General features: G+C 69.0%; 30 protein-coding genes. 15 read left to right on the plus strand and 15 right to left on the minus strand.

Going from position 1 to position 26,126, the window contains the following annotated elements; all coding sequences use genetic code 11:
* Window positions 1-7 precede the first annotated feature (7 nt).
* The 3 genes from VEA62_RS03725 to VEA62_RS03735 form a co-directional block, all read right to left on the minus strand.
* Window positions 8-2,863: a TonB-dependent receptor gene (locus tag VEA62_RS03725; protein WP_324818586.1), complete on the minus strand. Its 2,856-nt coding sequence runs from the start codon at window positions 2,861-2,863 to the stop codon at window positions 8-10.
* A gap of 194 nt (window positions 2,864-3,057) precedes the next feature.
* Entirely contained in the window at window positions 3,058-4,494 is a 1,437-nt protein-coding gene (locus tag VEA62_RS03730) for a glycoside hydrolase family 30 protein (RefSeq protein ID WP_324818589.1), read from the minus strand.
* A 107-nt stretch (window positions 4,495-4,601) separates the two neighbouring features.
* Window positions 4,602-5,669, minus strand: coding sequence for a LacI family DNA-binding transcriptional regulator (locus VEA62_RS03735; protein WP_324818591.1), 1,068 nt, complete (start codon window positions 5,667-5,669; stop codon window positions 4,602-4,604).
* A gap of 92 nt (window positions 5,670-5,761) precedes the next feature.
* Between VEA62_RS03735 and VEA62_RS03740 the strand changes: the two genes are divergently transcribed.
* The gene (locus VEA62_RS03740; protein ID WP_324818593.1) at window positions 5,762-6,988 is read left to right on the plus strand and encodes an MFS transporter; all 1,227 of its coding nucleotides are present in this window, start codon (window positions 5,762-5,764) and stop codon (window positions 6,986-6,988) included.
* A 124-nt stretch (window positions 6,989-7,112) separates the two neighbouring features.
* Here the strand turns inward: VEA62_RS03740 and VEA62_RS03745 are convergent, their stop codons facing one another.
* Window positions 7,113-7,463 carry a DUF1428 domain-containing protein gene (locus tag VEA62_RS03745; RefSeq protein WP_324818597.1) on the minus strand — a complete coding sequence of 117 codons (351 nt, stop codon included), beginning with the start codon at window positions 7,461-7,463 and terminating at the stop codon, window positions 7,113-7,115.
* 131 nt (window positions 7,464-7,594) lie between these two features.
* Here VEA62_RS03745 and VEA62_RS03750 point away from each other — a divergent pair, with 131 nt between their 5' ends.
* Window positions 7,595-8,284 (plus strand): helix-turn-helix domain-containing protein, encoded by a 690-nt coding sequence (locus VEA62_RS03750; protein ID WP_324818599.1) that lies wholly within the window; start codon window positions 7,595-7,597, stop codon window positions 8,282-8,284.
* Window positions 8,285-8,289: 5 nt separating this feature from the next.
* Here the strand turns inward: VEA62_RS03750 and VEA62_RS03755 are convergent, their stop codons facing one another.
* Window positions 8,290-8,499 carry a flagellar hook protein FlgE gene (locus tag VEA62_RS03755; protein WP_324818601.1) on the minus strand — a complete coding sequence of 70 codons (210 nt, stop codon included), beginning with the start codon at window positions 8,497-8,499 and terminating at the stop codon, window positions 8,290-8,292.
* 136 nt (window positions 8,500-8,635) lie between these two features.
* On the opposite strand from VEA62_RS03755, the gene VEA62_RS03760 reads away from it, so the two are divergent.
* Together VEA62_RS03760 and VEA62_RS03765 are read left to right on the plus strand one after the other, a co-directional pair.
* A complete protein-coding gene (locus VEA62_RS03760; RefSeq protein ID WP_324818603.1) occupies window positions 8,636-9,187 on the plus strand; it encodes a hypothetical protein in 552 nt (183 codons plus the stop codon).
* 176 nt (window positions 9,188-9,363) lie between these two features.
* Window positions 9,364-11,598, plus strand: a complete 2,235-nt coding sequence (locus VEA62_RS03765) for a TonB-dependent receptor domain-containing protein (RefSeq protein WP_324818606.1) — start codon at window positions 9,364-9,366, stop codon at window positions 11,596-11,598.
* On the opposite strand, the gene VEA62_RS03770 is transcribed toward VEA62_RS03765, so the two are convergent.
* From VEA62_RS03770 to VEA62_RS03800, 7 genes are read right to left on the minus strand one after another with little or no spacing between them, the layout of a single operon-like run.
* Window positions 11,599-12,021: a DUF1801 domain-containing protein gene (locus VEA62_RS03770; protein WP_324818609.1), complete on the minus strand. Its 423-nt coding sequence runs from the start codon at window positions 12,019-12,021 to the stop codon at window positions 11,599-11,601.
* A gap of 14 nt (window positions 12,022-12,035) precedes the next feature.
* On the minus strand, window positions 12,036-12,458 hold the full coding sequence (locus VEA62_RS03775; RefSeq protein ID WP_324818611.1) for a DUF1801 domain-containing protein: 423 nt from the start codon (window positions 12,456-12,458) through the stop codon (window positions 12,036-12,038).
* Window positions 12,455-12,679 carry a hypothetical protein gene (locus VEA62_RS03780; RefSeq protein WP_324818612.1) on the minus strand — a complete coding sequence of 75 codons (225 nt, stop codon included), beginning with the start codon at window positions 12,677-12,679 and terminating at the stop codon, window positions 12,455-12,457. The genes VEA62_RS03775 and VEA62_RS03780 overlap by 4 nt, the downstream gene beginning before the upstream one ends.
* Window positions 12,680-12,705: 26 nt before the next feature.
* Entirely contained in the window at window positions 12,706-13,137 is a 432-nt protein-coding gene (locus tag VEA62_RS03785) for an SRPBCC domain-containing protein (protein WP_324818614.1), read from the minus strand.
* Window positions 13,134-13,457, minus strand: coding sequence for a metalloregulator ArsR/SmtB family transcription factor (locus tag VEA62_RS03790; protein WP_324818616.1), 324 nt, complete (start codon window positions 13,455-13,457; stop codon window positions 13,134-13,136). The genes VEA62_RS03785 and VEA62_RS03790 overlap by 4 nt, the downstream gene beginning before the upstream one ends.
* Window positions 13,458-13,516: 59 nt before the next feature.
* Window positions 13,517-14,365: a glycoside hydrolase family 16 protein gene (locus tag VEA62_RS03795; RefSeq protein WP_324818618.1), complete on the minus strand. Its 849-nt coding sequence runs from the start codon at window positions 14,363-14,365 to the stop codon at window positions 13,517-13,519.
* Window positions 14,366-14,424: 59 nt separating this feature from the next.
* Window positions 14,425-15,141: a YbhB/YbcL family Raf kinase inhibitor-like protein gene (locus tag VEA62_RS03800; protein WP_324818620.1), complete on the minus strand. Its 717-nt coding sequence runs from the start codon at window positions 15,139-15,141 to the stop codon at window positions 14,425-14,427.
* Between the two features lie 96 nt (window positions 15,142-15,237).
* Here VEA62_RS03800 and VEA62_RS03805 point away from each other — a divergent pair, with 96 nt between their 5' ends.
* Window positions 15,238-15,561, plus strand: coding sequence for an Mpo1-like protein (locus VEA62_RS03805; protein WP_324818622.1), 324 nt, complete (start codon window positions 15,238-15,240; stop codon window positions 15,559-15,561).
* A 3-nt stretch (window positions 15,562-15,564) separates the two neighbouring features.
* Here the strand turns inward: VEA62_RS03805 and VEA62_RS03810 are convergent, their stop codons facing one another.
* Both VEA62_RS03810 and VEA62_RS03815 read right to left on the minus strand, forming a co-directional pair.
* Window positions 15,565-16,251 carry a hypothetical protein gene (locus tag VEA62_RS03810; RefSeq protein ID WP_324818625.1) on the minus strand — a complete coding sequence of 229 codons (687 nt, stop codon included), beginning with the start codon at window positions 16,249-16,251 and terminating at the stop codon, window positions 15,565-15,567.
* Between the two features lie 75 nt (window positions 16,252-16,326).
* Window positions 16,327-16,938, minus strand: a complete 612-nt coding sequence (locus VEA62_RS03815; RefSeq protein WP_324818628.1) for a 3D domain-containing protein — start codon at window positions 16,936-16,938, stop codon at window positions 16,327-16,329.
* A gap of 217 nt (window positions 16,939-17,155) precedes the next feature.
* On the opposite strand from VEA62_RS03815, the gene VEA62_RS03820 reads away from it, so the two are divergent.
* From VEA62_RS03820 to VEA62_RS03830, 3 genes are all read left to right on the plus strand, one after another.
* A complete protein-coding gene (locus tag VEA62_RS03820) occupies window positions 17,156-17,740 on the plus strand; it encodes a glutathione S-transferase family protein (protein WP_324818630.1) in 585 nt (194 codons plus the stop codon).
* Between the two features lie 64 nt (window positions 17,741-17,804).
* Window positions 17,805-18,836, plus strand: coding sequence for a S1/P1 Nuclease (locus VEA62_RS03825; protein WP_324818632.1), 1,032 nt, complete (start codon window positions 17,805-17,807; stop codon window positions 18,834-18,836).
* 6 nt (window positions 18,837-18,842) lie between these two features.
* Window positions 18,843-19,619, plus strand: coding sequence for an RNA methyltransferase (locus tag VEA62_RS03830; RefSeq protein ID WP_324818635.1), 777 nt, complete (start codon window positions 18,843-18,845; stop codon window positions 19,617-19,619).
* On the opposite strand, the gene VEA62_RS03835 is transcribed toward VEA62_RS03830, so the two are convergent.
* On the minus strand, window positions 19,616-20,323 hold the full coding sequence (locus VEA62_RS03835; protein WP_324818637.1) for an NAD-dependent deacylase: 708 nt from the start codon (window positions 20,321-20,323) through the stop codon (window positions 19,616-19,618). The genes VEA62_RS03830 and VEA62_RS03835 overlap by 4 nt on opposite strands.
* 191 nt (window positions 20,324-20,514) lie before the next feature.
* On the opposite strand from VEA62_RS03835, the gene VEA62_RS03840 reads away from it, so the two are divergent.
* The 7 genes from VEA62_RS03840 (at window position 20,515) to VEA62_RS03870 (ending at window position 25,981) form a co-directional block, all read left to right on the plus strand.
* Complete coding sequence (locus VEA62_RS03840; protein WP_324818639.1) at window positions 20,515-21,621, plus strand: S-(hydroxymethyl)glutathione dehydrogenase/class III alcohol dehydrogenase; 1,107 nt, start codon at window positions 20,515-20,517, stop codon at window positions 21,619-21,621.
* A gap of 59 nt (window positions 21,622-21,680) precedes the next feature.
* On the plus strand, window positions 21,681-22,064 hold the full coding sequence (locus tag VEA62_RS03845) for a VOC family protein (RefSeq protein WP_324818641.1): 384 nt from the start codon (window positions 21,681-21,683) through the stop codon (window positions 22,062-22,064).
* 48 nt (window positions 22,065-22,112) lie between these two features.
* Window positions 22,113-22,946: an S-formylglutathione hydrolase gene (gene fghA, locus VEA62_RS03850; RefSeq protein WP_324818644.1), complete on the plus strand. Its 834-nt coding sequence runs from the start codon at window positions 22,113-22,115 to the stop codon at window positions 22,944-22,946.
* Between the two features lie 45 nt (window positions 22,947-22,991).
* The gene (locus tag VEA62_RS03855) at window positions 22,992-23,957 is read left to right on the plus strand and encodes a DUF4350 domain-containing protein (protein ID WP_324818647.1); all 966 of its coding nucleotides are present in this window, start codon (window positions 22,992-22,994) and stop codon (window positions 23,955-23,957) included.
* Between the two features lie 19 nt (window positions 23,958-23,976).
* The gene (locus tag VEA62_RS03860) at window positions 23,977-24,219 is read left to right on the plus strand and encodes a hypothetical protein (RefSeq protein WP_324818649.1); all 243 of its coding nucleotides are present in this window, start codon (window positions 23,977-23,979) and stop codon (window positions 24,217-24,219) included.
* A gap of 86 nt (window positions 24,220-24,305) precedes the next feature.
* Window positions 24,306-24,920, plus strand: coding sequence for a superoxide dismutase (locus VEA62_RS03865; RefSeq protein WP_324818651.1), 615 nt, complete (start codon window positions 24,306-24,308; stop codon window positions 24,918-24,920).
* Between the two features lie 101 nt (window positions 24,921-25,021).
* Window positions 25,022-25,981 (plus strand): MBL fold metallo-hydrolase, encoded by a 960-nt coding sequence (locus tag VEA62_RS03870; protein WP_324818654.1) that lies wholly within the window; start codon window positions 25,022-25,024, stop codon window positions 25,979-25,981.
* The last annotated feature ends 145 nt before the right edge of the window (window positions 25,982-26,126 follow it).

The raw sequence follows: 26,126 nt of genomic DNA on the forward strand, positions 1-26,126 counted from the left end.
CCGGTGGTCAGAACCGGTAGTTGATGCCGAACAGGAACTGCCGGCCGTACTCTTCGTAGGTCTCGGGCAAGCTGCCGCCGTCCGCCGTGGTGGTGCCGCCGCTGTCGAGGCCGAGACGCGTGCGGTAGGGCGAGTTGGTCAGGTTGTTGACCTGGAACAGCAGGCCAAGACCCTCCAGCTGACCTTCCTGGAAGGTGTAGCCGATCTGGGCGTCGATCTGCTCGTCGTCGAGGATCTCGGTCTGACCGCGGGTCGCGAACAGCTGAACCACCTCGCCCTTGAAGGCCTCGCGGAAGCGCTTGCTGATGCGCGCCTGGAAGCCGTCGCGCTCGTAGTAGGCGGTCATGTTGTAGACCATGCCCGAGAGCCCCGGGATGCGGACGGGCGGCCCGCCGGCGGTAGGGTTGAGGTCGGACTCCGTGAAGGAGACGCTGCCCAGCACGCCAAAGCCGTCCAGCGGCTCCCATACTGTGCCGAAGTTGAGGGCGCCGCTGATCTCGATGCCCTCGACCACGCCGCCCTTGCCGTTGGCGGGGAGGGTGATCTGGCCGATCGGGCTGATCGTCACGCCGGGCGGGATGGAGGAGGCGGTGCTGGGCAGCGGGATGCCCGAGAAGTCGAACTCGGTAGTCTGCTGATAGATGTAGGTGTCGAGGTTCTTGTAGAAGCCTGCAATCGACAGATAGGTCGTGGGGTCCACGTACCATTCATAAGCCAGGTCGAAGGCGGTGGCCCGCCACGGCTCGAGATGCGGGTTGCCGCCCGAGGCCGACCATGGATTGACCGTCGTGCCCGGCAGGCAGGGCTGACCGCTGCAGACCAGGGCGTTGAAGCCCGGCGTCACATTGGCGCGCATCTCGTCCATACGGGGACGGGCCATGGTCTTGGAGGCCGCGAAACGGATGCGGTGCCCGCCGCCCAGGTCGTAGATCATGTTCAGGCTGGGCAGGACGTCGGTGTAATCCGCGCCCTCCGTGATCGTCATCGGCGTGATCGGCTGGCCCGGCTCCAGGCCGTTGATGACTACGCCGGTCGATTCCTGCGACTGTTGGACGATCTGGACGCCCACGTTGCCGCGGACCTGGCCCTTCTCGAAAGCCGCCCGCGCGAACCAGGTGATGACCTCTTCCTCGATGTCCCAGTTCTTGTCGAAATAGTTGGCGTCGAGGATCGGCGCGCGGTCGTAGTAGACGTCCAGCGCCCGGCTCAGATCGATGCTCAGCACATCGCCGAAGCCGCCGAAGTCCAGCGACGTAGGCTCCACCAGGTACTGGGAATCGACCAGCACCTGCTGGCGTCCATTCTTGAGGAACAGGTCGAAGTCGTCGACGCGCTTGGTCTTGTTGCGGTTGGCCAGGTTCACCCCGGCGCTGACGGTGTGGATGATGCCGTCCAGGTCGCGCTCGAACCTCAGGTCGGCGGCGTAGATACGCTCCTCGACGTCGGGGAAGCGGATGGCGCCGTCGTGGCCCCAGCCGCCCCAGGGCGCGCGGTCGCCCAGCGACACCTGCGAGGCGTCGGCGTAGTTCAGGCCGGCTCCATAGGTCGGATAGCCGTCGTCGTTGACCTCGAAGGTGATGGTGTCGAGCGTGCGGCCGACGTCCGGGGTGCCCGGCGTCACGCCGCCGACGCCGCGGCCGTAGCCGGCGTAGGTCTCGAGAATCTGCTCGCGCCGCTCGTTGGTAGAATACGACAGGTCGGCCACGACGCGCGTGCGCTCGTCGATCTCGTATTCGGTGTTCAGCCCGGCCGAAAACAGCTCGTCCTCGCGGGTGTTGTAGTCGTTGCGGATGATGGGAACGCCGCCGTTCAGGGTGCCGCTCGTGGCGAACAGCGAGCCCCCGCGATCCTCGGTCTGGACGTTGGTGAAGGTGGCGTTGTCGGCCCAGCCGTTTGAGAACCACTGCGCCCCGCGCGTCGTCTCTTCCTGGTCGAACTTCGAATAGTAGAGGTCCAGCGTCGAGTGCAGCCGGTCGTTCGGACGCCATTCGACGATACCGATGACCGCGTCCCGCTGGTTCAGGCGCGAGGTGGCGAACAGCTCCTGCCCGTTCAGGATCAGGGCGTTATCGGCGCTGTCGGGAGTGACGGCGAAGCCGAACGCCTCGTAGCCATAGGCCTTGTAGTGCCGGTTCTGCGACGGCGAGTCGAGGTGGGCGTAACCCAGGGCGACGCCGATGGTGTCGTCCGCGAACTGGTCGATGTAGCTGACCGAGAAGCGGCCGCCATAGTTGCGGACGTCGTCGTTCAGGCTGTCGCCCTCGATCATTTCGCCGCGCAGGTTCAGCGCGATGGCGCGGCTGCCGAACTCGAGCGGGCGGACGGTCCGCAGGTCGGCGGTGCCCGACAGGCCCATGCCGGAAATCTCGGCGTCCGGCGTCTTGTAGATGACCACGCCGGACAGCAGTTCCGAGGGGTACTGGTCGAACTCGACCGCACGGTTGTCGCCGGAGCTGGCCTGCTGGCGGCCGTTCAGCAGGGTGGTGGTGAAGTCGGGCGCGAGGCCGCGGATGGAGATCACCTGGGCGCGGCCGTTGACGCGCTGGGCGGCGAGGCCCGGCAGGCGGGCGATCGACTCGGCGATCGAGACGTCCGGCAGCTTGCCGATGTCCTCGGCCGAGACGGCCTCGACGATCGAGGTCTCGTTGCGCTTGATGCTGATCGAGTCCGCCAGGCCGCGACGCAGGCCGGTGACGACCACCTCCTCGACCTCGGTGACCGGCTCATCCTGGTCGCTGGCGGTATCCTGAGCGACCGCGACGCCCGGCGCCGCCAGCGCCAGGGCGAGGGCGGATACGGTCAGGCAAAGCTGTGACGGCGAGACGGCGCCGAATCCCCTGACGCCCGCGAACTGGCTCCGCATGAGTACCCCCTGTTGTTTCCCCGGCGTGGACCCTTGAGCCGCACGTCCCTTTTTCTTTCGCCGCCCCATCCCTGGAGGATGGTGTTGGAAGCGCTTCCAACCGGTAATCGAATTGACGGCGGGGCGCAATCCGAATCCCGGCGCCGCAGATCACGCCTTGCAACGACCGGCGGCGCCGGCCGGGCGCGGACCGGTCAGTCGAGGGCTTTCCAGACGTAGGTGGCGGCGGTCTGCGGCGGCAGTTCCGCGGCGGCGCCCCGATCGCCCTCGCGAATTTCGAACGTGACCGGGGCGGCGCCTTCGTTGAGGACGATCAGCACCCGCTCGCCGTCCGGATTGACGAAGGCGAGCGCCTGCAGTCCGTCGGTCACGGTCGAGGCCACGCGCCGCGCGCCGGGACGGACGAAGCGGCTGGCGTGGCCGAAGGCGTAGTATTCCTGGTTCCGAGTGACCTCGCCGGTGCGGCTGTCGATGGTGACCACGCCCCGGCAGTCGCCGCAGCCGCCCGCATGGGGGCCGTGGTTCTCGTCGAGGGCCAGATTCCACATCAGCACGCCGCGCGCCCAGTGTCCGGTCGAGCCGATGATCAGGTTCTTCATCGTCCAGGTGAAGCTGTCCGCGAAGGCGGGAGTCCATTCGCCCCCCGAGCACTCGGTGAAGAAGACGTCCTTGTCGGGCCAGACGTCGCGGACCTGGCTCTGGGCCGCGACATCGCCGCCGTAGCAGTGCCAGGCCACACCGGCGATGAAGCCGCGGGCCTGCTCGTCCGCCAGTACGGTCAGGGGCTGCTGCGGCAGATCCCAGTTGTGATCCCAGTCCAGGATCCGGGTTTCGATGCCGGCGTCGCGGAGCAGCGGCCCCAGGCGCCCGCCCACGAACTCGGCCCGGCCCTCCGGCCCCCAGCGCATGCCGGGGTAGCTGTCCGGCTCGAAATCGGGCTCGTTCTGGATACTGAGATAGTCCGTCGGCACGCCGTGCGCCGCCGCCGAGTCGATATAGCGGCGGAGATATTCGGCATAGGTCGGATAGAATTCCTTCTTCAGCTGGCCCTGGATCATCGAGCCGGTCGTCTTCATCCATCCCGGGGCGCTCCACGGCGAGGCCATGACCTTGAGGTCGGGATTGATGGCGACCGCCGCGCGCACGGTCGGGAAGACGTACTCTTCCATTCGCGCCGTCGAGAAGGTCGCGAGGGTCGGGTCGGGGGTGTCGGCGAGGCTGTAGTGGTCGAGCGAGAAGTCCGAGGCGCCGATGGTCACGCGGGTGAAGCTGAAGCCGAGACCGCCGTCCTGCCGGCCGAACAGCTCGCGCAGCAGCGCGTCGCGGCGGGCGTCGTCAAGGCGGGTCTGGATCAGCCAGGCCGAGGCGTCGGTGATGGCGGCGCCGAAGCCGACCATTTCCTGGAGCGGACGGCCCGGGTCGACGGCGACGGCCGCGCCCTCAGCGCCGGGCGACGGCTGGAAGCGGAGCGGGGCCTGCTCCGAGAGCAAGCGGCTGCGGTCGCCCGAGGTCATCCAGACGCGCGCAGACGGCTCGGCCGCGGCGCCGGCGCACGCGGCCGTTCCGAGAGTTGCGAGAGCCGCACCTGCCACCAGGGCCCGGCGCGCGAGCGATGCGATTCGGCTCGTCATGGGCATTCCTCCTCCCGTTGGTCGGACGCTCAAGCCTCGGGCGGCGTCCGTTGATCCGGCGCTTCCTGTTGGGAGCGCTTCCAATAGGAAGGGGCCTGAGCCTCGCGTCAAGCGCTGGCGGTCGCGAGCCTCGGCGCCGCGCGCCCGGCGGAGGCCCGGGCGATCACCGCGTGGGGCATGACCGTGAATTGCCAGTCGGAGCCCCGCCGCGTCCCCGCGAGCCGTGCGGCGATGATCCTGACCGCCTCGCCCGCCATATCCTTCAGGGGCTGGTGGACGGTGGTGAGCGGGGGCCAGACGATCTCCGACACGGGGGTGTCGTCGAAGCCGGTGATCGACAGATGCCCCGGAACGTCCAGGCCCCGGCCGTGCGCGGCAGACAGGGCCCCCGCGGCCATGTCGTCGTTGGCGCAGACGAGGGCGGTGGGCGGATCCGGCTGATCGAACAGGCGGGCAGCGAGGACGCTGCCGGACCGGAAGGTGAAGTCACCCTGCACGACGGTCACCGCCCCGGGTCCAAGGCCGCGCTCGCCCAGGGCGCGCTTCAGCCCGTCGAGGCGCTGCCCGGCGGACAGGTGACCCTCGATGCCGCTGATGAAACCGAATCGCCTGTGTCCGAGATCCAGCAGGCGCCGCGCGATGTCATAGCCGCCCGCCTCGTCGTCGATGCCCACGCCGTCGGCGACCGACCGGCCCGGTCCGCCCGGCGAGATGGTCGCGACCTCGCAGCCCTGCCGGCGGATTTCCTCGATCAGGGTGGCGTCGTCGGCGAACGGCGGAGTCAGGATCAGACCCTGGCAGCGCTGGGTGGTCATCAGCTCCAGCACCTGTTCACGGCGGTCCGGGCTCTGCTGGGCCACGTGACGGGTCATCAGCTGGAAGCCGAGGGACAGGCACTCGCGCAGGGCGCCGAGCTCCAGCGCCGAGGCGTAGAAGGAGTTGGGCTCCGCCTCGAGGTCCGAAGCCAGGATCAAGGCCAGCATGCGGCTGCCGCCGCCGGCGAGCGAGCGCGCCTGCGGATTGACCCGGTAGTTCAGCGCCGCCACCGCCGCCAGCACCCGGTCACGCACCTCGGCGCGAACGTTGGGCCCGCCGTTGAGCACGCGGGACACGGTGGTGCGGCCGACGCCGGACTGCCGGGCCACATCGTCGATGGTGGGTTTTCTGGACGTCAAGCTCGCTCCCCGCGGACAAGGCGCGCGTCCTCCGCGTCGCCCAGGCTCTACAATAGGTCGACGCGGCGCGCAGGGCGACCTCATATGTCGTCATGACCGCCCCCGCCGCCGAGTCGACGCCGACCCATCGCTCCCGCTGGTTCATTCTCGGCTATGGGGCGGCCCAGGCCGGGGCCTTCATCTGCTTCATTCCCCTGCTCACCCTTCTGTTGCCCGGAAAGGCCCAGCTGCTGGGCGGCGCGGACAAGGCCCTGCTGCTCAGCCAGATGGCCATGCTGGGCGGACTGACCGCCGCCGTCGCCAATCTGCTGTTCGGGAGTCTGAGCGACCGCACCCGAAGCCCGCTCGGGCGGCGACGGCCATGGATCCTGGCCGGGCTGACGCTTGTCGCCCTGGCCTTGGCCCTGATCGGCGGCGCGACCACTCCGCTGCAGCTGGCCCTGGGCGTGATGGCGTTTCAGATGGCCGTGAACGCCCTCTACGCGCCGCTCACCGCCCTTGTCCCGGACATGGTGGCCGACTCCCAGAAGGGCCTGGTCTCTGCCTGGGCCGGCGCCGCCCTGCCGGTCGCCAACCTGTTCACGGCGCTGGTCGTGACTCGCCTGGCGAGCTCGCCTCCGCTGCAGTTCGGGATCGTCATCGCCGTGGCCGCGATGATGATCCTGCCCTTCGCCCTCACCCTGAGCGAGCCCCGCCTGTCGCGCCAGCCGGCGCCGCCCCCGCGGCTATCGTTCGAGGCCCTCAGGGACCTCCGCTTCTTTCTGACCTTCGTGTCGCGTTTGCTGGTCGAGAGCGCGGTGGCCATCAACACACTCTTCCTGCTGTTCCTGCTGCAGGACCAGCCCGGCGCGCGGCCGCAGGGGTGGTCCGCCCTCGAACTGTTCGGCGCACTCCTGATCGCCTCCACCGTGGCGGCGGCGCTCGGCGGCTTCATCGGCGGCGTGGGCTCGGACCGGCTGGGCAAACGCCGGATTTTCGTCGTCGCCGGCGGCCTCGGCATGGCCGCGGCGCTGGCCGTGATGGTGTTCTGGCCGGCCTGGCCGGGGCCGCTGGCGGGCCAGTTGCTGTTCGGCGCCGCCCACGGCCTGCACGCCACCCCGGTGGCGGCCATGACGGCGGAGATCCTGCCGGACCGGGCCGCGGCAGGGCGCGATCTGGGCGTGATGAACATGGCGGTCGCCCTGCCGCAGAGCCTGGCCCCGGCCTCCGCCGCCGTCCTGCTGGGTCTGGGCCTGCCGCTGACCGCCGTCTTCCTGGCGGCGTCTGTCGCCGCCCTGATCGCCGCCTGCGTCCTCGCGCCGTTCCGGCGTCTGACCTGACGGAGGCGCCGGGGACTTCTCATCGTCGGTCCGGGTCAGGAGCGGACGCCGCCGCCCTCCCTTGCGGTGAGGAAGAGACGGGAGGCGTCGCGGCCATTATTCCCCGATGGGAAAGGTCTGCCGACTACCGCCCCTCGAACACCGGGGCGAAGCCGCCCCACATCATGCGCTTGCCGTCGAAGGGCATGTCCATGTTGGCGAAGTCGGGGTCGGACGACATCTCGGCGAAACACTTGTCGGCCGTGGCGCGGTCGGGCCAGCGGAGCCAGGAGAAGACCACGGCCTCGCCGGGCTCGAGCTTAACGGCCAGGTCGAAGCCGGTGACCTTGCCGGGCGGAACGTCCTCGCCCCAGGTCTCGACCTGTTCGAGAGCGCCGTATTTCTGGAACAGCGGCCAGGATTTGCGGGCGGACTCGATGTAGGCCTCCTTCTTGGCGGCCGGTACGGGAAGCAGGAAGCCGGTGATGTAGGACATTCTGGTTGCTCCTTGGGAGAGGCTACCGCTCGGGACGCGGTCCCTCGCTGCTTGAGCCCGGTGGGTTCTGACTGCCGCGGACGTGCTGTGCGACTTGAGACTCATGCCGTGATAAGTTAGGTATGACAAGTATGAAGTTAGAAAAAATAACCAGCCTGCATGGGAGGCGGTACGAAGACGCCTGCGGGACCGCGCTGGGGCTGGAGATACTGGGCGAGCGCTGGGCGCTGCTGGTGGTGCGCGAACTGATGCTGGGCCCCAAACGGTTCGGCGACCTCCGCGCCAGCCTGCGCGGGCTGAGCGCCAATGTGCTGACCCAGCGGCTGGAAGGGCTGGAGGCGGCGGGCGTGCTGGTCAAACGGAGGCTGCCTCCTCCGGCGTCAGTGCAGGTCTATGAATTAACGCCGTGGGGGCTGGAGGCCGAGCCGATCATCCAGGCCATGGGTCGGTGGGCTGCGCGGTCGCCGGACCACGACGCGACCCTGCCGCTGAGCCCGGTGGGGCTGATGCTGTCGTTCCGGACCATGTTCGATGCGGGCAAGGCCGGGGCGACGCGGACGGTGCTGGGATTCCGCTTCGGGGCGGAGAGTTTCGTGGTGCGCGTGGCGGATGGGGCGCTGACCGCGGCGCGGGCCGAGCCCGCCGGAGCCGAGGCGGTGGTGACAGGCTCTCCGGAAGGCGTGGCCGCCCTGGTCTATGGCGACGAGGCCGGGCTGGCGGCGCGGATGGCGCAGCTGACGGTGGAGGGCGACGCGGGCGCCCTTGTCCGCTTCACCCGGTGGTTCGAACTGCCCCCCAAGGCGGAGCGGCGCGCAGCCTGACGGGATCAGGCCAGGATGTCGAGCAGGGTTCCGGCCATGTCGTCGGCCGTCCTGAGCACAGAGACGTTGGCCTCGAGTGCGATCCGGGCGCCGAGGCGCTCGACGGTTTCGCCGGCCAGGTCGGCGAGCGGATCGGCGGCGGTTCGGCGCGCGCTGGCCTCGAAACGGGCCGAGGCGGCGGCGATGCCGGCGGCGGCGATGGCGTGGGCCTGCATGAGCGTCTCTCCGGAGGTCGGGGGCAGACTGGCGCGGGAGGCTGAAGGCGGCGCCAATAAAACTGGTGAACAGGCCGCGCGATCGGTGTTCGCTGAATCGACAGGCCGGTGCGGACATGATTGGCTGCGGCCGGGGATGCAGCAACGGACGGTCGTCATGGTCAGCCTCGCCCATCTGAAGCGCCGCCTGGGACAGTACGCGGCCGTCTGGGTGGCCGCCTTCCTGCTGTCGGGGACCGCGATCCTCGTCGGGCTTTGGTTCGCCGACCTGATGACGGCGGCCGATCTGGTGCTGCCGGTCGGGCTGGCGCTGACGGCGCTGGTGCTGGGGGCGGGGGTGGTCGCCAGCCTGGTCTCGCGCGAGACGGTGGGGACCAAGCTGCTGGTGGTGCTGCTGGCGCTGCTGCTGGTCCTGCCGCTGCTGTGGGCGCCGGTGTCGGCGGCGGTGGCCATCGCCTTCTTCGCCGACCGCTCGATCGAGTATTCGGAGGCCTACGCAGCCTTCCAGATCGGCGTGTCGCAGGTGCTGTTCCCGATCAGCCAGGCGCTGGGGGAGGGCGAGCTGTTCGGCTGGGTCTGGAGCGCCTTCCAGTGGGTGTCGACGATCGTCGGCTTCCTGTCGGCTCTGGCGAAGGTGTGGCCGATGGTGAAGCGGCTGCTGGGGCCGGAGCCGGCGGCGGAGGTCTGAGGACGCGGCCGGCCTTGCGAATATTCGGCCGACGCAGATGACCAAACCGTAATGTTCAGTCGGCTCTAATCTGGCCCCCAGCATGACCAAGAAGTAACTTTCGGAGAGTCGGTGCGCTCTATAGTTGAGCGAGGCAGTTGCGGGAGCCGTTTCCCGCAACCCCGGGGGAGTGCGTCGTGAATACAGTCAAGGTTCTGCTGCTGGCCGGCACGGCGTTTGTGACGTCGGCCGGGGCGGCGCTGGCGCAGACGCCCGCTCCCCCGCAAACGCCGCCTGGCGCGCAGGACCTTGAGCCCGAGCCCGAGGCGTCGGAGGAGGAGGAGGCGACGGCGGTCGAGGAGGTGGTGGTCGAAGGGCGCAACACCGACATCCGCACCTCTATCGACTCCGTCAGCTACAGCCTCGCCGACGACCTGCAGGCCCGGACCGGCAGCCTGGCGGACGCCTTGCGCAACGTTCCGTCGGTGGACGTGGACCCGCAGGGCAATGTCTCGCTGCGGGGGGATTCGAACGTTACCATCCTGATCGACGGCCGGCCCTCGGGCATGCTGAGCGGCCAGGGTCGGGGGCAGGCGCTGCTACAACTGCCGGCCGACACCTATGCGCGCATCGAGGTGATGACCAATCCGTCGGCGGCCTACAGCCCGGAGGGCTCGGGCGGGGTCATCAACCTGATCACCAAGCCGACGACGGTGCGCCCGGGTGCGACCACCACCGGCTCGATACGGGTCAACGTGGGCGCAGAGGGCCGCTACAATCTCGGCTTCAGCGGCGCCTACAGCCGCGACCGGCTGACGCTTTCGGGCGACCTGGGTCTGCGCCACGACAGCATTCTCCAGGAGGTCGACCGTTTCCGCGAACGCGACGCGGGCGGCGGGGTGTTCGTCGAGAGCCGCCAGACCCAGGACATCGATTCCACCATGGACGGTCGGTTCGGACGGCTCACCGCCGAGTACCGCCTGACCGACAAGACGCAGCTGACCGGCGAGATCCGCGCCCAGCGCTTCGGCAACGACGGCGAGGGCGTGGAGCTGTTCGAGGGCGAGAACGCGGCGGGAGCGGTGATCGACTCCTATCGCCGCGACAGCGAAGGCGGCTTCCAGGGCCGGGGCCTGGGGGCGACGGCGCGGGTGCTGCACCGCTTCGACGACCAGGGCCATGAATGGTCGACCGAGCTGCGGGTCGACCGCGGACGCAATGCCTTCGAGCAGTTCACGCTTACAGAGGCCATCCTGCCGCCGGCGGCCGACGTCTATGAACTGGTCGACAACCGCACCGAGTTCACCATCCTGGGCTTCACCAGCGCCTACGTCCGGCCGATGTCGGACGGGGGCAAGCTGCGGGCCGGCTACGAGCTGGAGATGCGCGAACCGGAGATCAGCAATGCGGTCAGCCGGGGCTCGACCCCGAACGCCCTGACCCCCGATCCCCTGGTCACCAACCAGTTCAAAGCCGAACAGGCGGTGCACGCGCTCTACGGCACCTGGGAGCGGCCGTTCGGCAAGTTGTCGGCGCAGGCGGGGCTGCGGCTGGAGTACACCGAAGTCGACCTGGACCAGGTCACGACCGGCATCCAGGAGTCCAACAGCTATTTCCGCGCCTATCCGACCCTGCACCTCGGCTACGAGTTGACCGGGGAGCAGACGCTGCGCGCGAGCTACAGCCGCCGGATCCAGCGACCTCAGCCGTTCGACCTGAACCCGTTCCTGGTCTTCCAGGACCCGTTCAACTACCGCTCGGGAAATCCGCAGCTGGAGCCGCAGGAGACCGACTCCTTCGAACTCATGTGGCAGCGGCGAGTGCAGCAGACCTTCTACCAGGCGACGCTCTACTACCGCGACACGACGAAAGCCTTCACCCAGGTGAGCACCGACATAGGCGGGGGGATCTTCGTGACCCGTCCCGAGAACCTCGGGGCGCGCCGCGACATGGGGCTGGAGCTGACCGCCAATGGCAAGCTCCACGAGACCTTGCGCTACAACGCCAGCGTCAACGTCTTCCACCAGGAGATCGACGCCACGGGAATCGCCGGCGCACAGAACAGCTCGGGGACCGTGTTTTCCGGTCGCGCCAACCTGAACTGGCAGCCGACGGCGGCCGACTTCCTGCAGATCGCCGGCTTCTGGCAGGGCGAGTCCCTGCAGGCGCAGGGCGTCCGCGAGGCGGGTGGAATGGTCAACCTGGGCTACCGTCGCAAGCTGACCGAGAAGTGGGCCTTCCAGGCGACCGTGCGGGACGTCTTCGACCAGTTCGGCGACGTCACCGTGTTCGACACGCCCCAATTCCGCGAGCGGACCGAGCGGCGCTTCGGCGGCCGCGCCTGGTACGTGGGCCTGACCTACGCCTTTGGACAGGGTCCGCGCCGGCAGGAGCCGCAGTTCGACTTCGCCGCACCCCAGACCGGGGGCTGATCAGGGACGGGCGGACCGGGCGCGGGACGTCGAGACGTTCAGCGCCACGGCCGCGCGGATCAGGGCCTTGAGGGCAGGCTCGTCGATCGTGTCGCCCTCGCGGAAGTCGATGGCGCGCCGGGTGTTTCCCTCCAGGCTGGAGTTGAACAGGCCGGACGGGTCGTCCAGCGCGGCGCCCCTGGCGAAGGTCATCTTGACGGCCGACTTGTAGGTTTCGCCGGTGGTGAGGATGCCGCTGTGCTCCCAGACCGGAACGCGACCCCATTTGACCGTCTCGACCACCTCGGGGTCGGCCTCGTGAATGAGCCTGCGGATGCGGGCGAGGGTTTCGCCGCGCCAGTCGGCGAGAGCCGCGATCTTCGCGTCGATGCGCTGCGAGGCGGGGAGGGCGGCTTCGGCCGGGTCGATGTCGGTCTTTCCCATGAGGGCGTCTCCGTTCACATGCGTTCGCCGGGCAGGCGGCTGGCCTGTCTGATCCAGTCGGTGAGCCGGGGTTCGTCCATCGTGTCGTCCTCGTGGATGTGGAGGTAGCGCACGTCCTTCTGCTTCGACCCGACCGGCGGGAGAGGGTCGAGCGCCGCGCCGCGGAAGAAGGCCACCTTCAGATAGCGGTCGAAGGCGTGGAAGCTCATGAACCAGGCCCCGTCCTCGACCGCGTAGAGCGGCGTGTTCCATTTGACGGCCTTCTTCACGCCCGGGACGGTGCGCTCGATCAGGGCGTCGAGGCGGCGGGCGGCGTCGCCTTTCCAGCCCGGCGCGGCGGCGATCCAGGCCCGCACCGGGGCGTCGCCGAACCCCTTTGGGATCTGCGGATTGCCGCCGGAGAGGAGGGCGGGTTTCGCCGTCTTGCCGCCGGTCATCGCGCCGGCCCCCGTCCGTCGCGCCGCCGGGCGGCGTAGGGCAGGAAGAACATGTAGAGGCCGCTGAGCGTCAGCAGGGCGAGCGGGAACAGCGGCAGGAAATACACCCATTCGGCAGGCGTGCGGCCCAGGCCCAGGGCCAGGAAGATGCCGGCGACAACGACGGTGAAGGCCATGGCGATCCAGCGGTGGGCCTGCCGTATGGCTGTGCTCCAGTTCATGGGAACCTCCTCGATGGTTGTGGGGGTCAGTCCGCGCCGGCCACGGCTTCTTCCAGCTTGTCGAGGAAGAGCGGCCAGCCGGCCATGGCGCCGCCGAAGGCCTGGCGCTGGTCGGGCCGGAAGCCGGCCTGTTCGACGCGCAGGTGCGTGCCGGCGGGCGTCGGGGTGAGGGTGAAGGTCACGACGCTCTCCAGGTTGAAGGCCGGATCGTCGTGGGCATGGTTCCAGGTGTAGGACAGGGTGCGGTTCGGCTCGACGGCGAGGACCTCGCAGTCCAGTATGCCGCCCCAGTCGCCGCGCAGCTGGAACTGATGGCCGACGGCGGGGCTGAAGTCGTTCTTCATCAGCCATTCCTCCATCAGATGGGGCTGGGTCAGGGCGCGCCAGATCTTCTCCGGCGGCCAGGCGATCTCGCGTTCGACGACGACGGAGCGCGTTCGGGTCGCGGGTTCGGTCATTGGTCCATCCTTTTGAGCAGGTCCTCGAGGTGGTCGATCCGGGTCTCCCAGAATCCGGCCATCCGGTTCGTCCAGTCGGTCAACGGCGCGAGGGCCTCGAGCCGGGCGCTGTAGTGGGTCTGGCGGCCCGCCGGGCGGTCGCGCACCAGGCCGGCCTGTTTGAGGACCCCGAGATGTTTCGAGACCGCCGGCTGCGAAATTCCCGCCCGCGTGGTCAGGGCCCCGACCGTCTGCTCGCCCTCGCGGCACAGCTGCTCGAAGATCCCCCGGCGGGTGGGATCGGCGAGGGTTCGGAAAAGCAGGTCGGGGGTGGGTTGCATCCGGAGACCGATAACCGATGGGCTATAGGTCGACGTATAACCAGATGGCTATGAGTGAGTCAAGGGACGGTCGGTGGGGCCTCATCCGGACGCCAGACCCGGACCCAGTCGATCTCCAGCCGTTGCGGCAGGGCGGCGTCGTCCACGCCCTCGGCCCCGCCCCAGTCGCCGCCGACGGCGACGTTGAGAATGAGCCGGAAGGGGCGGTCGAACGGCCAGGCGTCGCGGTCGGTGCGCTCGTTCGGGAAACTGTAGTACGGCTGCCCGTCGAGCATGAAGTCGACCGCGTCGGGGGTCCAGCGGACCTGGTAGACGTGGAAGGCCTCGCAGGCGTCGGGGACGGCGATCTCGGCGCCGCGCTGGGTCCTGGCGACGTGGTTGTAGCGTCCGGTGTGGACGGTGCCGTGGACGACGCCGGGGCGGTGTCCGACATGCTCCATGATGTCGATCTCGCCGTCGCCTGGCCAGACCTCGAGATCGACCGGCAGCATCCAGATCGCCGGCCAGGTCCCGCGCCCGCAGGGCAGCTTCGCACGCGCTTCGAACACGCCGTACGTCCAGCCTTCCCGGCTGAGCATGCGGGCGGAGGTGTAGTCCTGGCGGCCCCAGTCGGCGGCGGTATCGAGCCGCTCGCGGCGCGCCTCGATAATCAGGCGGCCGTCCTCGACCCGGGCGTTTTCCAGCCGGTCGGCGGCGTAATACTGGCGCTCGTTGTTGTACCAGCCCGTGCGGTTGGCCTGGGTGTCGTACGTCCACAGGGCCGGATCGGGCAGGCCGTCGCGGTCAAACTCGTCGGCCCACACGAGTTGGTGGCCGGGCGGGCCTTCGGCGACGGCGGCGGGGGCGGGGGTCTGGGCCGCGGCCGGAGCGGCGAGCAGGAGCGGGGCGAGCAGGAGGGCGAGGCGCATCCGGCGACGTTAGCCTCGCACCGCTGACGTCGGGGATCACGGATGGTGACAGGCCCGACTCAGTCGGGCCGGACCACGCCGTCGGGGTCGTGCGGGGCGTGACGGTCGGGGTCGTCGCGGTCGAGACCGCCGCGGCCGGCGTTCGCCTCGGCCTCCGTCGGCGGGCGCGGCTGGCCTTCGTCCTGCCCATAAGAGCCGGTGCGGGCGGTCGAGGGGGCGTCGAGGGTCGGATGCGGGTTCTCGAACCGGCCGACCAGTTCGCCCCGGGCGATGGTCGCACTCCGCAGCACATTGACGAATTCGACCAGCGGGATGTCCTCGGCCAGGTCGAGATGGCGGTCGAGACCAAAGAGCTGAAAATAATACCGGTGCGGGCCATGCCCCTGCGGCGGGGCCATGCCGAGCCAGCCGGGACGGCCCTGGCTGTTGAGGCCCTGGACCAGGTCGTGGCCGCCGTCGGGATGCGCGGTCTTGTCGAGGTTGGCGGGCAGGCCCGTCCAGGCGCCGGGGATGTTCCAGACCAGCCAGTGCAGGGTCGGCTCGTCGCGCGGGGCGTCGGGGTCCTCGACCACCAGCGCCCAGGTGACGACCTCCAGCGGTCCGCTCCACGACAGGGGCGGCGAGGTATCGTCGCCGGCCTGGGCATGGTCGACGGAGAGCCAGCCGTCGGCGTCGATGGCCGGCGAGGTGAGGACGATTTCACCGGACTGGTACGGCTGGACCTTGAGGGCGGTGATGGCGCCGCCGGAATGCTCGGGCTGCTGATGCTGGGCCATGGCGGGACTCCTTTGCCGGAGAACCGCCCAGGGGCGCGAAGGTTCGGAGCCGGACACGCTCTTGCGGCGGGGCGTGGGCGGAGTCATCGTCGACGCATGAGCACCCAGGAGCCGGCGGGCGGACGCTTCGAGAGCTTTTCCGCCTTCTACCCGCACTACATCCACGAACACTCCAACCGGACGTGCCGACGCATCCACGTGGTCGGGTCGGCGCTGGTGCTGGTGGTGCTGGCCGTGGCGATCGTGACGCTGAACCCGTGGTGGCTGCTGGCCATGCCGCTGGTCGGCTACGGCTTCGCCTGGGTCGGGCATTTCTTCTTCGAGAAGAACCGGCCGGCGACGTTCAGATATCCGCTGTGGAGCCTGATGGGCGACTGGCGGATGTTCTTCGAAACCGTGAGCGGGAAGCGGCGCTTCTAGACCTCAGCGGTTGGCCGGGTCCTGGAAGGCGAAGAGGCTGATGGCGAGGACGGCCGCCGCGTCGCGGTCCGGCGAGCCCCGGGGCGGGAGATAGAAGGTCGGCCGGAAGCCGTTCAGGTCCAGGCCGCCGATCTCGACGCCATCGCGGCTGAAGACATAGCCCATGACCCGGCCGCCGCCGAAGGGCAGGCCGCCGATCCGCTTCGTCTCGGCGCGCAGGACGATGTCGCCCCAGACCAGTTCGCCGGCGCGTTGCGGCTGCTGCAGGCGGCTGAGCAGACTGCCGCGGGACAGCGCCAGGGACAGGCGGGCGCCCTCAGGTGCGGCTCCGGCGTACTGGCACTCGTAGGCGAGGGGTTCGCGGTCGAATGTGATCCAGAGAATCTGACGATGGCTCTGGCCGCCACCGCAATCGCCCTGGACGGTTCCGGCGGATGTCGAAAGGTCGAACTCGGCCCTGGCCATGTCGCGCGATTGCCACGGCAGACGACTGCTGGAGCCGCGGGACGTCGCCGAGCCGGTGTATTCGGCTACGGCGAATCCGGGGCGGAACAGACTGGGGCCGCGGCGGCCTTCGAGGCCGATCCGGTCGGTACGCTCGGTCATCGGAGCGGAGGGCGCAGCGGTCTGGGATGCGGCGCCGGTGGCCACGGCGAGCACGGCGACGGCGAACAGGCTGGCGATTTTCATGGGCCCCTCCCTCGATCGGGAGGAGACTACGCCGGTTTCAGAGAACAGCAATCCGCCAGGGCGGCGCCGACCCGTTTACTGCGAGCCGACGTTCGTGGCCGCCGAAGCCATCAGGGTCTGGCTCGGCTGGCTGTCCCACGACGGCGGACAGCCCTCGAAACGGCCGGCGTCGACGAGGGTCAGGCGGCGCTGGTTGAAGCGCATGGCGGGCCGCATCGAACCCCGGCCGTGGCCGGTGTAGAGGTCGATCTTCTGGCCCTTGATGGCGCCGCCGGTGTCGGAAGCGTACCAGTAGCCGTCGTGCAGCGTGCCGTCGGGCATGCGCATGCCGACCGTCTCGGGGATGAACAGACGGGTGCGGCGGGGGATGTAGCGCGGATCAGTGGCGATGGTGCGCATCGGGATCGGCCGGCAGCCGAGGCTGTCGTTGCCAGTCGCTCCGCCGCCACCCGCATGGTAGAGGTTGACGCGGGCGGTCCAGCGCGGATCAGCCTCCATCAGCGCCTGCTGCTCGGGGTTCAAGCCCGCCATGCCGCTGTCGGAACCTTCGTCCGCGGGCTCCGTTGATTCCACGACCGGGTCGGCTGCGACCGCGGCTTCGTAGGATACGGGTTCACCCGGAACCGCCGCATGGGCGGAGAAGGCCATCGCCCAGAAGAGGGCGAACGCAGCGGCACTGCCGAGCATGATTCGACTCGCGTAGGCGCCGGCCCCTGTCCGTCCGGCGGGGCGCTTGTCGTCAACAAATGCGGCGAAAACCAGACATTCCCGCCAGCGTGCGACCTCCTGTCCGGTCGAGCGGTGGATAAGTGGCCCTTGTGATGGTCAAGCCGAATCTCGTTTTGCCAACAGCCTGAAATCTGTAAGCTGTATTCGCAGATCAGAAACACTTTGCTGGGTCGAGATGCTTACTGTTTATGGAGATATTCGGTCCGGTAACTGTTTGAAGGTCAAGTGGTTGCTGGACCGCCTCGGTCGTGATTATCGCTGGGTCGAAACCGACGTCATGTCCCGCGGCACGCGATCCACAGAATTCCTCGAGATGAATCCGGCTGGACAGGTTCCGGCGGTGGTGTTCGGGGACGGTCGGGCGCTGGCGCAGTCGAACGCCATCATCGGCTATTTCGGCGAGGGCACGGCGTATGTGCCGGCCGATGCGTGGGACCGGGCGAAGATGTACGAGTGGCTGTTCTGGGAGCAGTACAGCCACGAACCCTGTATCGCCGTGGTCCGGTTCCAGCGGGCCTTCCTCGGCAAGCCGGCGTCCGAAATCGAGCCGCGGCTGGTGCAGCGAGGTTACGCCGCGCTCGACCGGATGGAGGCGGCGCTGACGGAGGCGGACTGGCTGGTCGGGGACGGGCCGACGCTCGCCGACCTGGCGCTGGTCGCCTACACCCGGTGGGCGCACGAGGGGGGCTTCGACCTGGCGCCCTATTCGGCGATCCGGCGATGGATCGGGCGGGTGGAGGCGGCGTTCGGGATTCAATGACCCCTCTCCCGCCGGGAGAGGGTTTCGTTTAGATGACCCGACGTTTCCAGCCCCGGAGTTCGCCATGAAGCGCCTCGTTATCGCCGTCTCCGCCCTGACACTCGGGGTGGCGGCCCTGTCGGCTCCGGCCATGGTTTCCGCCTGGGGCAACACCGGGCATCGGCTGATCGGGGTCGCCGCCGTGCGCGGCCTGCCCGGGGAAATGCCGGCCTTCCTGCGCACGCCGGGGGCCGCGGCCGAAGTCGGCGAGCTGGCGCGCGAGCCGGACCGCACCAAGGGCGGCGGCCAGCCGCACGACCGCGAGCGCGACACGGCCCACTTCATTGACATGGACGATGCGGCCCATGTGATCAGCGCCGCCGGGCCGTCGATCGACGCCCTGCCGCGGCTGAAGTCGGAATACGATGCGGCCCTGGTCGCCGCCGGGCTCGATGTCGACGACGCCGGCTACCTGCCGTACGCGATCATGGACGGCTATCAGCAGCTGGTGCGCGACTTCGCCACCTGGCGGGTGCTGAACGCCGCCGAGGCGCGCGAGAGCGATCCGGGCAAGCGCGCCTGGTACGGCGAGGACCGGCTGCGGCGCGAGGCGCTGATCCTGCGCGACATGGGCTATCTGGGGCACTACGTCGGCGACGGCAGCCAGCCGCACCATACGACGATCCACTACAATGGCTGGTCGCGGGACGTGCCGAACCCGGAAGGCTTCACCACCTCGCGGCAGACGCACGGCGCGTTCGAGGGCGCCTTCACGGCGCGGGTGGCGCGGCTGGACGCGGTCGAGGCGGCGATGGCGGCGCCCCGGCTGGACGGGTTCGATCTGCGGGCGCGCGTGCCGGCCTATCTGAAGACGACGCTGGCCGAGGTGCTGCCGTTCTACCAGCTGGAGAAGGCGGGCGGGTTCGGCGAGGGCGACGTGCGGGGCGCGGCCTTCGCGACGGGACGGCTGGCGGCGGGAGCGTCGGAGCTGCGCGACCTGTTCATCCTGGCGTGGCGGGACTCGGCCGATGACGAGATCGGCTGGCCCAAGGTGAAGGTGGCCGAGGTCGAGGCCGGAACCGCCGATCCGTGGCTGGCCATGTACGGCGAGGACTGATCCGCGTTGAGTGATCTGCCCCCCCCCGTCGTCATCCTCGACAAGCCGCAGCTGGCCGACAACATCGGGGCGGTGGCGCGGGTGATGGCCAATTTCGGCCTGTCCGAGCTGAGGCTTGTCGCGCCCCGCGACGGCTGGCCCCAGGATCGGGCCTGGGCCACCGCCTCGGGCGCCGACTGGGTGCTGGACGGGGTGAAGGTGTTCGACACGGTGGCGGAGGCCATCGCCGATCTGAACACCGTGTTCTCGACCACCGCCCGGCCGCGCGAGACGCGGATGCCGGTGCGGACGCCGAGGGAGTCGATGCGGCTGCTCTATGACGATCGGGCCTCGGGGCTGACGGTTGGCCTGCTGTTCGGCGGCGAGCGGGCCGGGCTGGAGACCACCGACATCGCCCTGACGCAGGGCATCGTCACCATTCCGATCGATCCGAAGCACCATTCGCTGAATCTGGCGCAGGCGGTGGCGATCAACGCCTATGAGTGGCGCACCCTGATCCTCGATGCGCCGCCACCGCGGTTCCGCGAGGGGGATCCGCCGGCGTCGAACGATCTGCTGGTCGGAATGTACGAACATCTGGAGAAGGAGCTGGACGAGGGCGGCTTCTTCCATCCGCCGGAGAAGAAGCGGTCGATGAGCCAGAACCTGCGGGTCATGCTGGGTCGGGCGGGGTTCAGCGAGCAGGAGGTGGCGACGTTTCGAGGGGTGATCCACGCCCTGGCCAGGGGTCGGGGCCGGGTGCTGGCCAAGCTTGCGGCGAAGGGGGTGACGGGCGGAGATTAGAGGTCGGCACAGAACGCCGGCACGACCTCGGTCGCCCGGCCATGCTGGGCTTCGTCGAAGAAGCGGCTGCCAAGCGACGGCTCAAGGTTGAGTTCGACGGTTCGGGCGCCGGCCATGCTGGCGCGCTGGACGAAGCCGGCGGCCGGGTAGACGGCGCCGGAGGTGCCGATGGAGACGAACAGGTCGCACGCCGCCAGCGCCCGCTCGATGCGCTCCATGTGCAGCGGAAACTCGCCGAACCAGACGATGTGCGGGCGCAGCCGGCCCTGCGGATGGAAGGGCGAGGGCTCGACCGGGGCGAGGTTGCCGGACCAGTCGCAGACACGGCCGGTGGCGGTGCATTCGGCCTTGAGCAATTCGCCGTGCATGTGGATCAGCTCGAAGCCGGGGGCAGGCGGCCTTTCGGCGTGGGCGCGGTCGTGCAGGTCGTCGACGTTCTGGGTGACCAGCAGGACGTCGCCGTCCCAGCGGGCGGCGAGGTCGGCGAGGGCGCGGTGGGCGGCGTTGGGCTGGACGTCGGCCAACTGGCGGCGGCGGCGGTTGTAGAAGTCCTGCACCAGGGCCGGGTCGCGGGCGAAGGCCTGGGGCGTGGCGACGTCCTCGACGCGATGGCCCATCCACAGGCCGTCGTCGGCGCGGAAGGTGGGGACGCCGGACTCGGCGGAGATGCCGGAGCCGGTGAGGATGACGAGGTTGCGCGGCATGGGCCCACTAAAGCCCTTCTCCCCCTGCGGGAGAAGGTGGCCGAGCGGAGCGAGGTCGGATGAGGGGTCGCGCGGAAGGTTGGATCGCGGGCTTGAAAGAGGGCGCCGCTGGTGCGACCCCTCATCCGTCAGCCCTTCGGGCTGCCACCTTCTCCCGCAGGGGGAGAAGGGACGCGAACGGAGCTCCGCCCATGAAAACCCGCGCCGCCGTCGCCTTCGAGGCCAAGAAGCCGCTGGAAATCGTCGAGGTCGATCTGGAGGGGCCGCGGGCCGGTGAGGTGCTGGTCGAGATCAAGGCCACGGGCATCTGCCACACCGACGCCTATACGCTGGACGGGCTGGACAGCGAGGGGATCTTCCCGTCGATCCTCGGCCATGAGGGCGCGGGCGTTGTGGTCGAGGTGGGCGCCGGCGTGACCTCGGTGGCCGTCGGCGACCATGTGATCCCGCTGTACACGCCCGAGTGCCGGCAATGTAAGAGCTGCCTGAGCCGCAAGACCAACCTGTGCACCGCCATCCGCGGGACGCAGGGCAAGGGGCTGATGCCCGACGGCACGTCGCGGTTCAGCTACAAGGGGCAGGCCATCGCCCACTATATGGGCTGTTCGACCTTCTCGAATTTCACGGTGCTGCCGGAGATCGCGGTGGCGAAGATCCGCAAGGACGCGCCGTTCGACAAGGCCTGCTACGTCGGCTGCGGCGTGACCACGGGCGTCGGGGCGGTGGTCAATACGGCCAAGGTGGAGCCGGGCGCCAACTGCGTCGTGTTCGGTCTCGGCGGCATCGGACTGAACGTCATCCAGGGTCTGAAGATGGTCGGGGCCGACATGATCGTCGGCGTCGACATCAATCCGGCCAAGGCGGAATGGGGCCGGCGCTTCGGTATGACCCATTTCGTCAATCCGAAGACGGTCGACGACGTGGTGGCGCATCTGGTCGAGCTGACCGGCGGCGGGGCGGACTACACCTTCGACTGCACCGGCAACACCACGGTGATGCGCCAGGCGCTGGAGGCCTGCCACCGCGGATGGGGCGAGAGCGTCATCATCGGCGTGGCCGAGGCGGGCAAGGAGATCGCCACGCGGCCGTTCCAGCTGGTCACCGGACGGGTGTGGCGCGGCTCGGCCTTTGGCGGCGCGCGGGGGCGGACCGATACGCCGAAGGTGGTCGACTGGTACATGGACGGGAAGATCGAGATCGACCCGATGATCACCCACACCCTGCCGCTGGAGCGGATCAACGAGGCCTTCGACCTGATGCATGCGGGGGAGAGCATCAGAAGCGTGGTGGTGTTCTAGAGGCTTGCGCCGCCCAGACAGTTGTTTAAGAAAACTGTCTGGATTGCAGGAGGGAAGCCATGTTCACCCACATCACCGTCGGCGCGAACGACGTCGAGGCGTCGCGGAAATTCTATGACGCGGCGCTGGGGGCGCTAGGCATCGGGCCGGCGCAGGGGCCGGATCCCAAGGGACGCTACTGGTGGCGGACGGACCGGGGGGCGTTCGCGGTCGGCAAGCCGATCGACGGAGACCCCGCCTGCCACGCCAATGGCGGGACCATCGGTTTCGCGGCGAAGACGCCGGAGATGGTCCACGCCTTTCACGACGCCGGCGCGGCGGCCGGCGGGCGTTCGATCGAGGATCCGCCGGGCCTGCGTGAAGGGCCGTTCGGCAAGCTGTACCTGGCCTATCTGCGCGATCCGGACGGCAACAAGGTCTGCGCCCTGCACCGTCCCGGATAGCCGCTGCGCGGCTTCCGGGATGACAAGGAGGGCGTTAGAGGGTCGGGCATGGAAACCCTGAAGACCCACACCGTCCACGGCGGAACGCTCCGCTATCTGCGCCACGACAGCGCGACCACCGGCACGGCGATGACCCTGTCGGTATTCGTGCCGCCGGGGGAGGGGCCGTTTCCGGTGCTGATCTGGCTGTCGGGCCTGACCTGCACCGAGGACAATTTCACCACCAAGGCCGGGGCCTATGGGCCGGCGGCGGCGCATGGGGTGATCGTGGTCGCTCCGGACACCTCGCCCCGCGGCGAGGGCGTGGCGGATGACGACAGCTATGACCTGGGGCAGGGGGCGGGCTTCTATGTCGATGCGACGCAGGCGCCTTGGGCCGAGCATTTCCGCATGGAGAGCTATGTCGTCGACGAGCTGATCGGGCTGATCGACGAGGCGTTCCCGACCACGAAGGCGCGGGCGATCTCGGGGCATTCGATGGGCGGGCACGGCGCGCTGGCGCTGGCGCTGAGGCATCCGCATCTGTTCCGGTCGGTATCGGCTTTCGCGCCCATCGCGTCGCCGACGCGATGCCCATGGGGTGAGAAGGCGTTCACGGCCTATCTGGGCGAGGACCGGGAGGCGTGGGCGGAGCACGACGCGGCGCGGCTGATTGAGGCGGGGGTGGGCGCGGGCTGCTACGACGACATCCTGATCGACCAGGGCGACGCTGATCCATTCCTGGCCGGGCAGTTGAAGCCGGAGCTGCTGACCGCGGCGGCGGCGGCTGCGGGGCAGACGGTCACCTTGCGGATGCAGCCGGGGTACGACCACTCCTACTTCTTCATGGCCAGCTTCATCGCCGACCATATGGCCTTTCATGCGGCGCGGCTGGAGGGCTGAACCGGGGCGTGTCAGGGTGAGGCCCGGACCTGAGGAGGGATATCGATGAGACTTGCCGCACTCGCCGCCGGCGTGCTCGCGCTGGCGCTCGCCGCCCCCACGCTGGCCCAGCAGCAGATGGTCGATCCGGACTTTCGTCCGACGGTGGAACGCCCGGCGTATGCCGAGGCGCAGGGACCGGTCGTGACGATCGACGAGGCGCATCTGAATTACCACAGGATGAACGGGCAGTACGCGCCGTTCGCAGCCCTGCTGAGGGCCGACGGCTATCGTGTGCAGGCCGGAACGCTGGCGTTCGACGCCGGTGGCCTCGACGGCGTCGATGTTCTGGTCATCGCCAACGCCGGCGCCACAAGCGAGCAGCCGACGCCGCCGGCCTTCACGGAGGCCGAGGGCGCGGCGCTGGAGGCGTGGGTCCGGGCGGGCGGCAAGCTGCTGCTGATCGCCGATCACACGCCGTTCGGGGCGGCGGCAGAGGCGCTGGCGGCGCGGTTCGGCGTCAGGATGGGCACGGGCTACGCCTTCGCGATGACGGACGGGGGCGGCGACCTGACGACCAACCTGACCTACCCCGCCGAGGCGTTCGGGGCTCACCCCATCTTCGCCGGGCGTGACGCCTCGGAGCGGGTGGATAGCGTGACTGCTTTCACCGGCCAGTCGCTGGCGGGGCCCGAGGGAGCGACGGTGCTGCTGCACATGACGGATGGGGCGAGGGAGTCTCCGGACCTGCCGACGTTGCAGGCCCTGGCGGATCGGCTGGATGATGCCGCTGTTCCCGATGCGGCGATCGCGGAACTGTCGAGGCCGGCGTTGCCGGCCCAGGGACTGGCCTTCGAATACGGTCGGGGACGGGTGGTGGTGCTGGGCGAGGCCGGGATGCTGTCGGCGCAGCTGATTCGCTATCCGCCGGAGAGCGGCCAGGCCGATCGGCGCTTCGGCATGAATGCGGCCCTGGGCAATGCGCGCTTCGGCCTGAACATAATGCACTGGCTGACCGGCCTGCTGCCCTGAAGCCGTGCTAGGGGACGACATGACCGACGCTTCCAACACATCCAGCTCCGCCCATGACGAGATGTTCGCCGCCCTGTGCCGGGAGGTGGGGTTCTGCCTGCATCCGAAGGGCGAGAAGCGCGTCGTCGCAGCCCTGCCCAGCGGGCTGGACGCCGCGACGCGGGCCGTGTTCGAGGCCGAGGGGGTGGATTTCGCGTCCGCCTCCGGGGACCTGCGGCGGGCCGTGCGCGACTGTCTGAAGGCCAATCTGCCTGAAGGCTGAGAGGACAGAATTCGGCCTCCGGGCTTGGGTTCGCCGCGCGGGCGCCTAGATGAGGGCTCCCCGAAACCCGTCGAAGGAGCCTCCCCATGGCCTTTACGCTTCCGCCCCTCCCGTATGCCTATGACGCCCTGGAGCCGGCCATCGACAAGGCGACGATGGAGTTTCACCACGACAAGCACCATCAGGCCTATGTCGACAATCTGAACAAGGCGGTGGACGCCGACAGCGCCCTGCAGGGGAAATCGCTGGAGGAGCTGTTCGCCAACATCTCGAGCGCGCCGAAGGCCGTGCGCAACAACGGCGGCGGGCACTGGAACCACAGCCTGTTCTGGGAACTTCTGGCGCCGCAAGGCCAGACCGGCGAGCCGTCGACCGAACTGGCCGCCGCCATCGACCGCGATCTGGACGGGATGGAGAAATTCAAGGAGGCCTTCAACGCGGCCGGCGCCGGTCAGTTCGGTTCGGGCTGGGCCTGGTTGATCGTCCAGGACGGCAAGCTGAAGGTCACCTCGACGCCGAACCAGGACAATCCGCTGATGGACGTGGCCGACGAGAAGGGCGCCGTGGTGCTGGCCGCCGACGTCTGGGAGCACGCCTATTACCTGAAGTACCAGAACCGCCGGGCCGACTATCTGAAGGCCTTCTGGACGGTGGTGAACTGGAACAAGGCCAACGAACTGTTCGCGGCAGCCACACGCTGACCGTCGGAGAACCGTCGCCGTCTTTTTGACGGTGACGGGCTGGCGGCGCCGCGATTTTGCCCTATCTAGGTCATCGGGTGATGACTTGGGAGGGCCCGCCGATGACGCCATCGTTCAAAATCGCCGCCGCCGGCCTGATGCTGGCGACCTTGGCGGGCGTGGCGGGTTGTAGCCGCGAGGGTCCTGCGCAGGGGGATCAGACGGCTGCGAAGGCGGCAGTCCCCGCGCCCGTCAGCCCGGACGTCAGCGCCGTTCGCATTGGCACTCTGGAGGCGACTGCGCTGAGGGACGGCACGATCAACATCACGGCCGGCGACGCGAAGACGAGTCCCTGGACCAATGTCGCCGAGGTGTCGGCCCTGTTGACCTCGACGGGCGTGACAGACGGGACGATCCATCTTTCGATCCAGCCCCTTCTGGTGCGGGACGGCGAGCGGGTGGTGCTGATCGACGCCGGGGCCGGAGGCCAGATGGGTACCGAGGGCAAGCTGACAGCGTCCTTGCGGGCCGCAGGCGTAGAGCCGGGGCAGGTCACCGATGTTCTGATCTCGCACGCCCACGGTGATCATGTTGGCGGTCTGGTCGGTCCTGACGGACAGCTGACTTTCCCCAACGCCACAGTCCGCATGAGCGCGCCGGAGTGGGCCTACGCCCGTGCCAGCGCGGAGGAAGCCGGGGCAGGCGCCCTGCTGGCGGCCATCACGCCCAAGGTCGAACCGTTCGCGCCCGGCGCCCAGGTGACCCCGTCGATCAAGGCGGTTCCGCTGGCCGGTCACACGCCGGGGCACAGCGGCTATGAGATCGTCTCGGGCGAGGACCGGCTGCTGTACATCGGCGACGCCATGCACAGTTCGGTCATTTCGGTGCAGCGACCGCAGTGGCGCAACGCCTGGGACAGCGACAACGCCGCGGCGGTGGCGACGCGGCAGGATCTGCTGGAGCGCGGCGTGACCGGGACACGACGAATTTACGGCGTGCATTTCCCCTTCCCTGGGGTCGGCCGGTTCCAGCGCGTCGATGACGGCTTCGTCTGGATCCCGGACTCGTCCGCCCAGCCTTGACTCAAGGGGGGACGGCCGTCATAAGCCCCGCCTTCACGCCACCGGCTCGCCGCGTTGCGTGATCCACTACGGACGATGCGTGGACCGCCGTTGAGATCGTCTCTCCATCTGGGGAGGGACCGGGCCGCATCATTGAAAAGAGTGA

Origin of the sequence: Brevundimonas sp., from assembly GCF_035627475.1 — a bacterium.
GTDB lineage: Bacteria > Pseudomonadota > Alphaproteobacteria > Caulobacterales > Caulobacteraceae > Brevundimonas.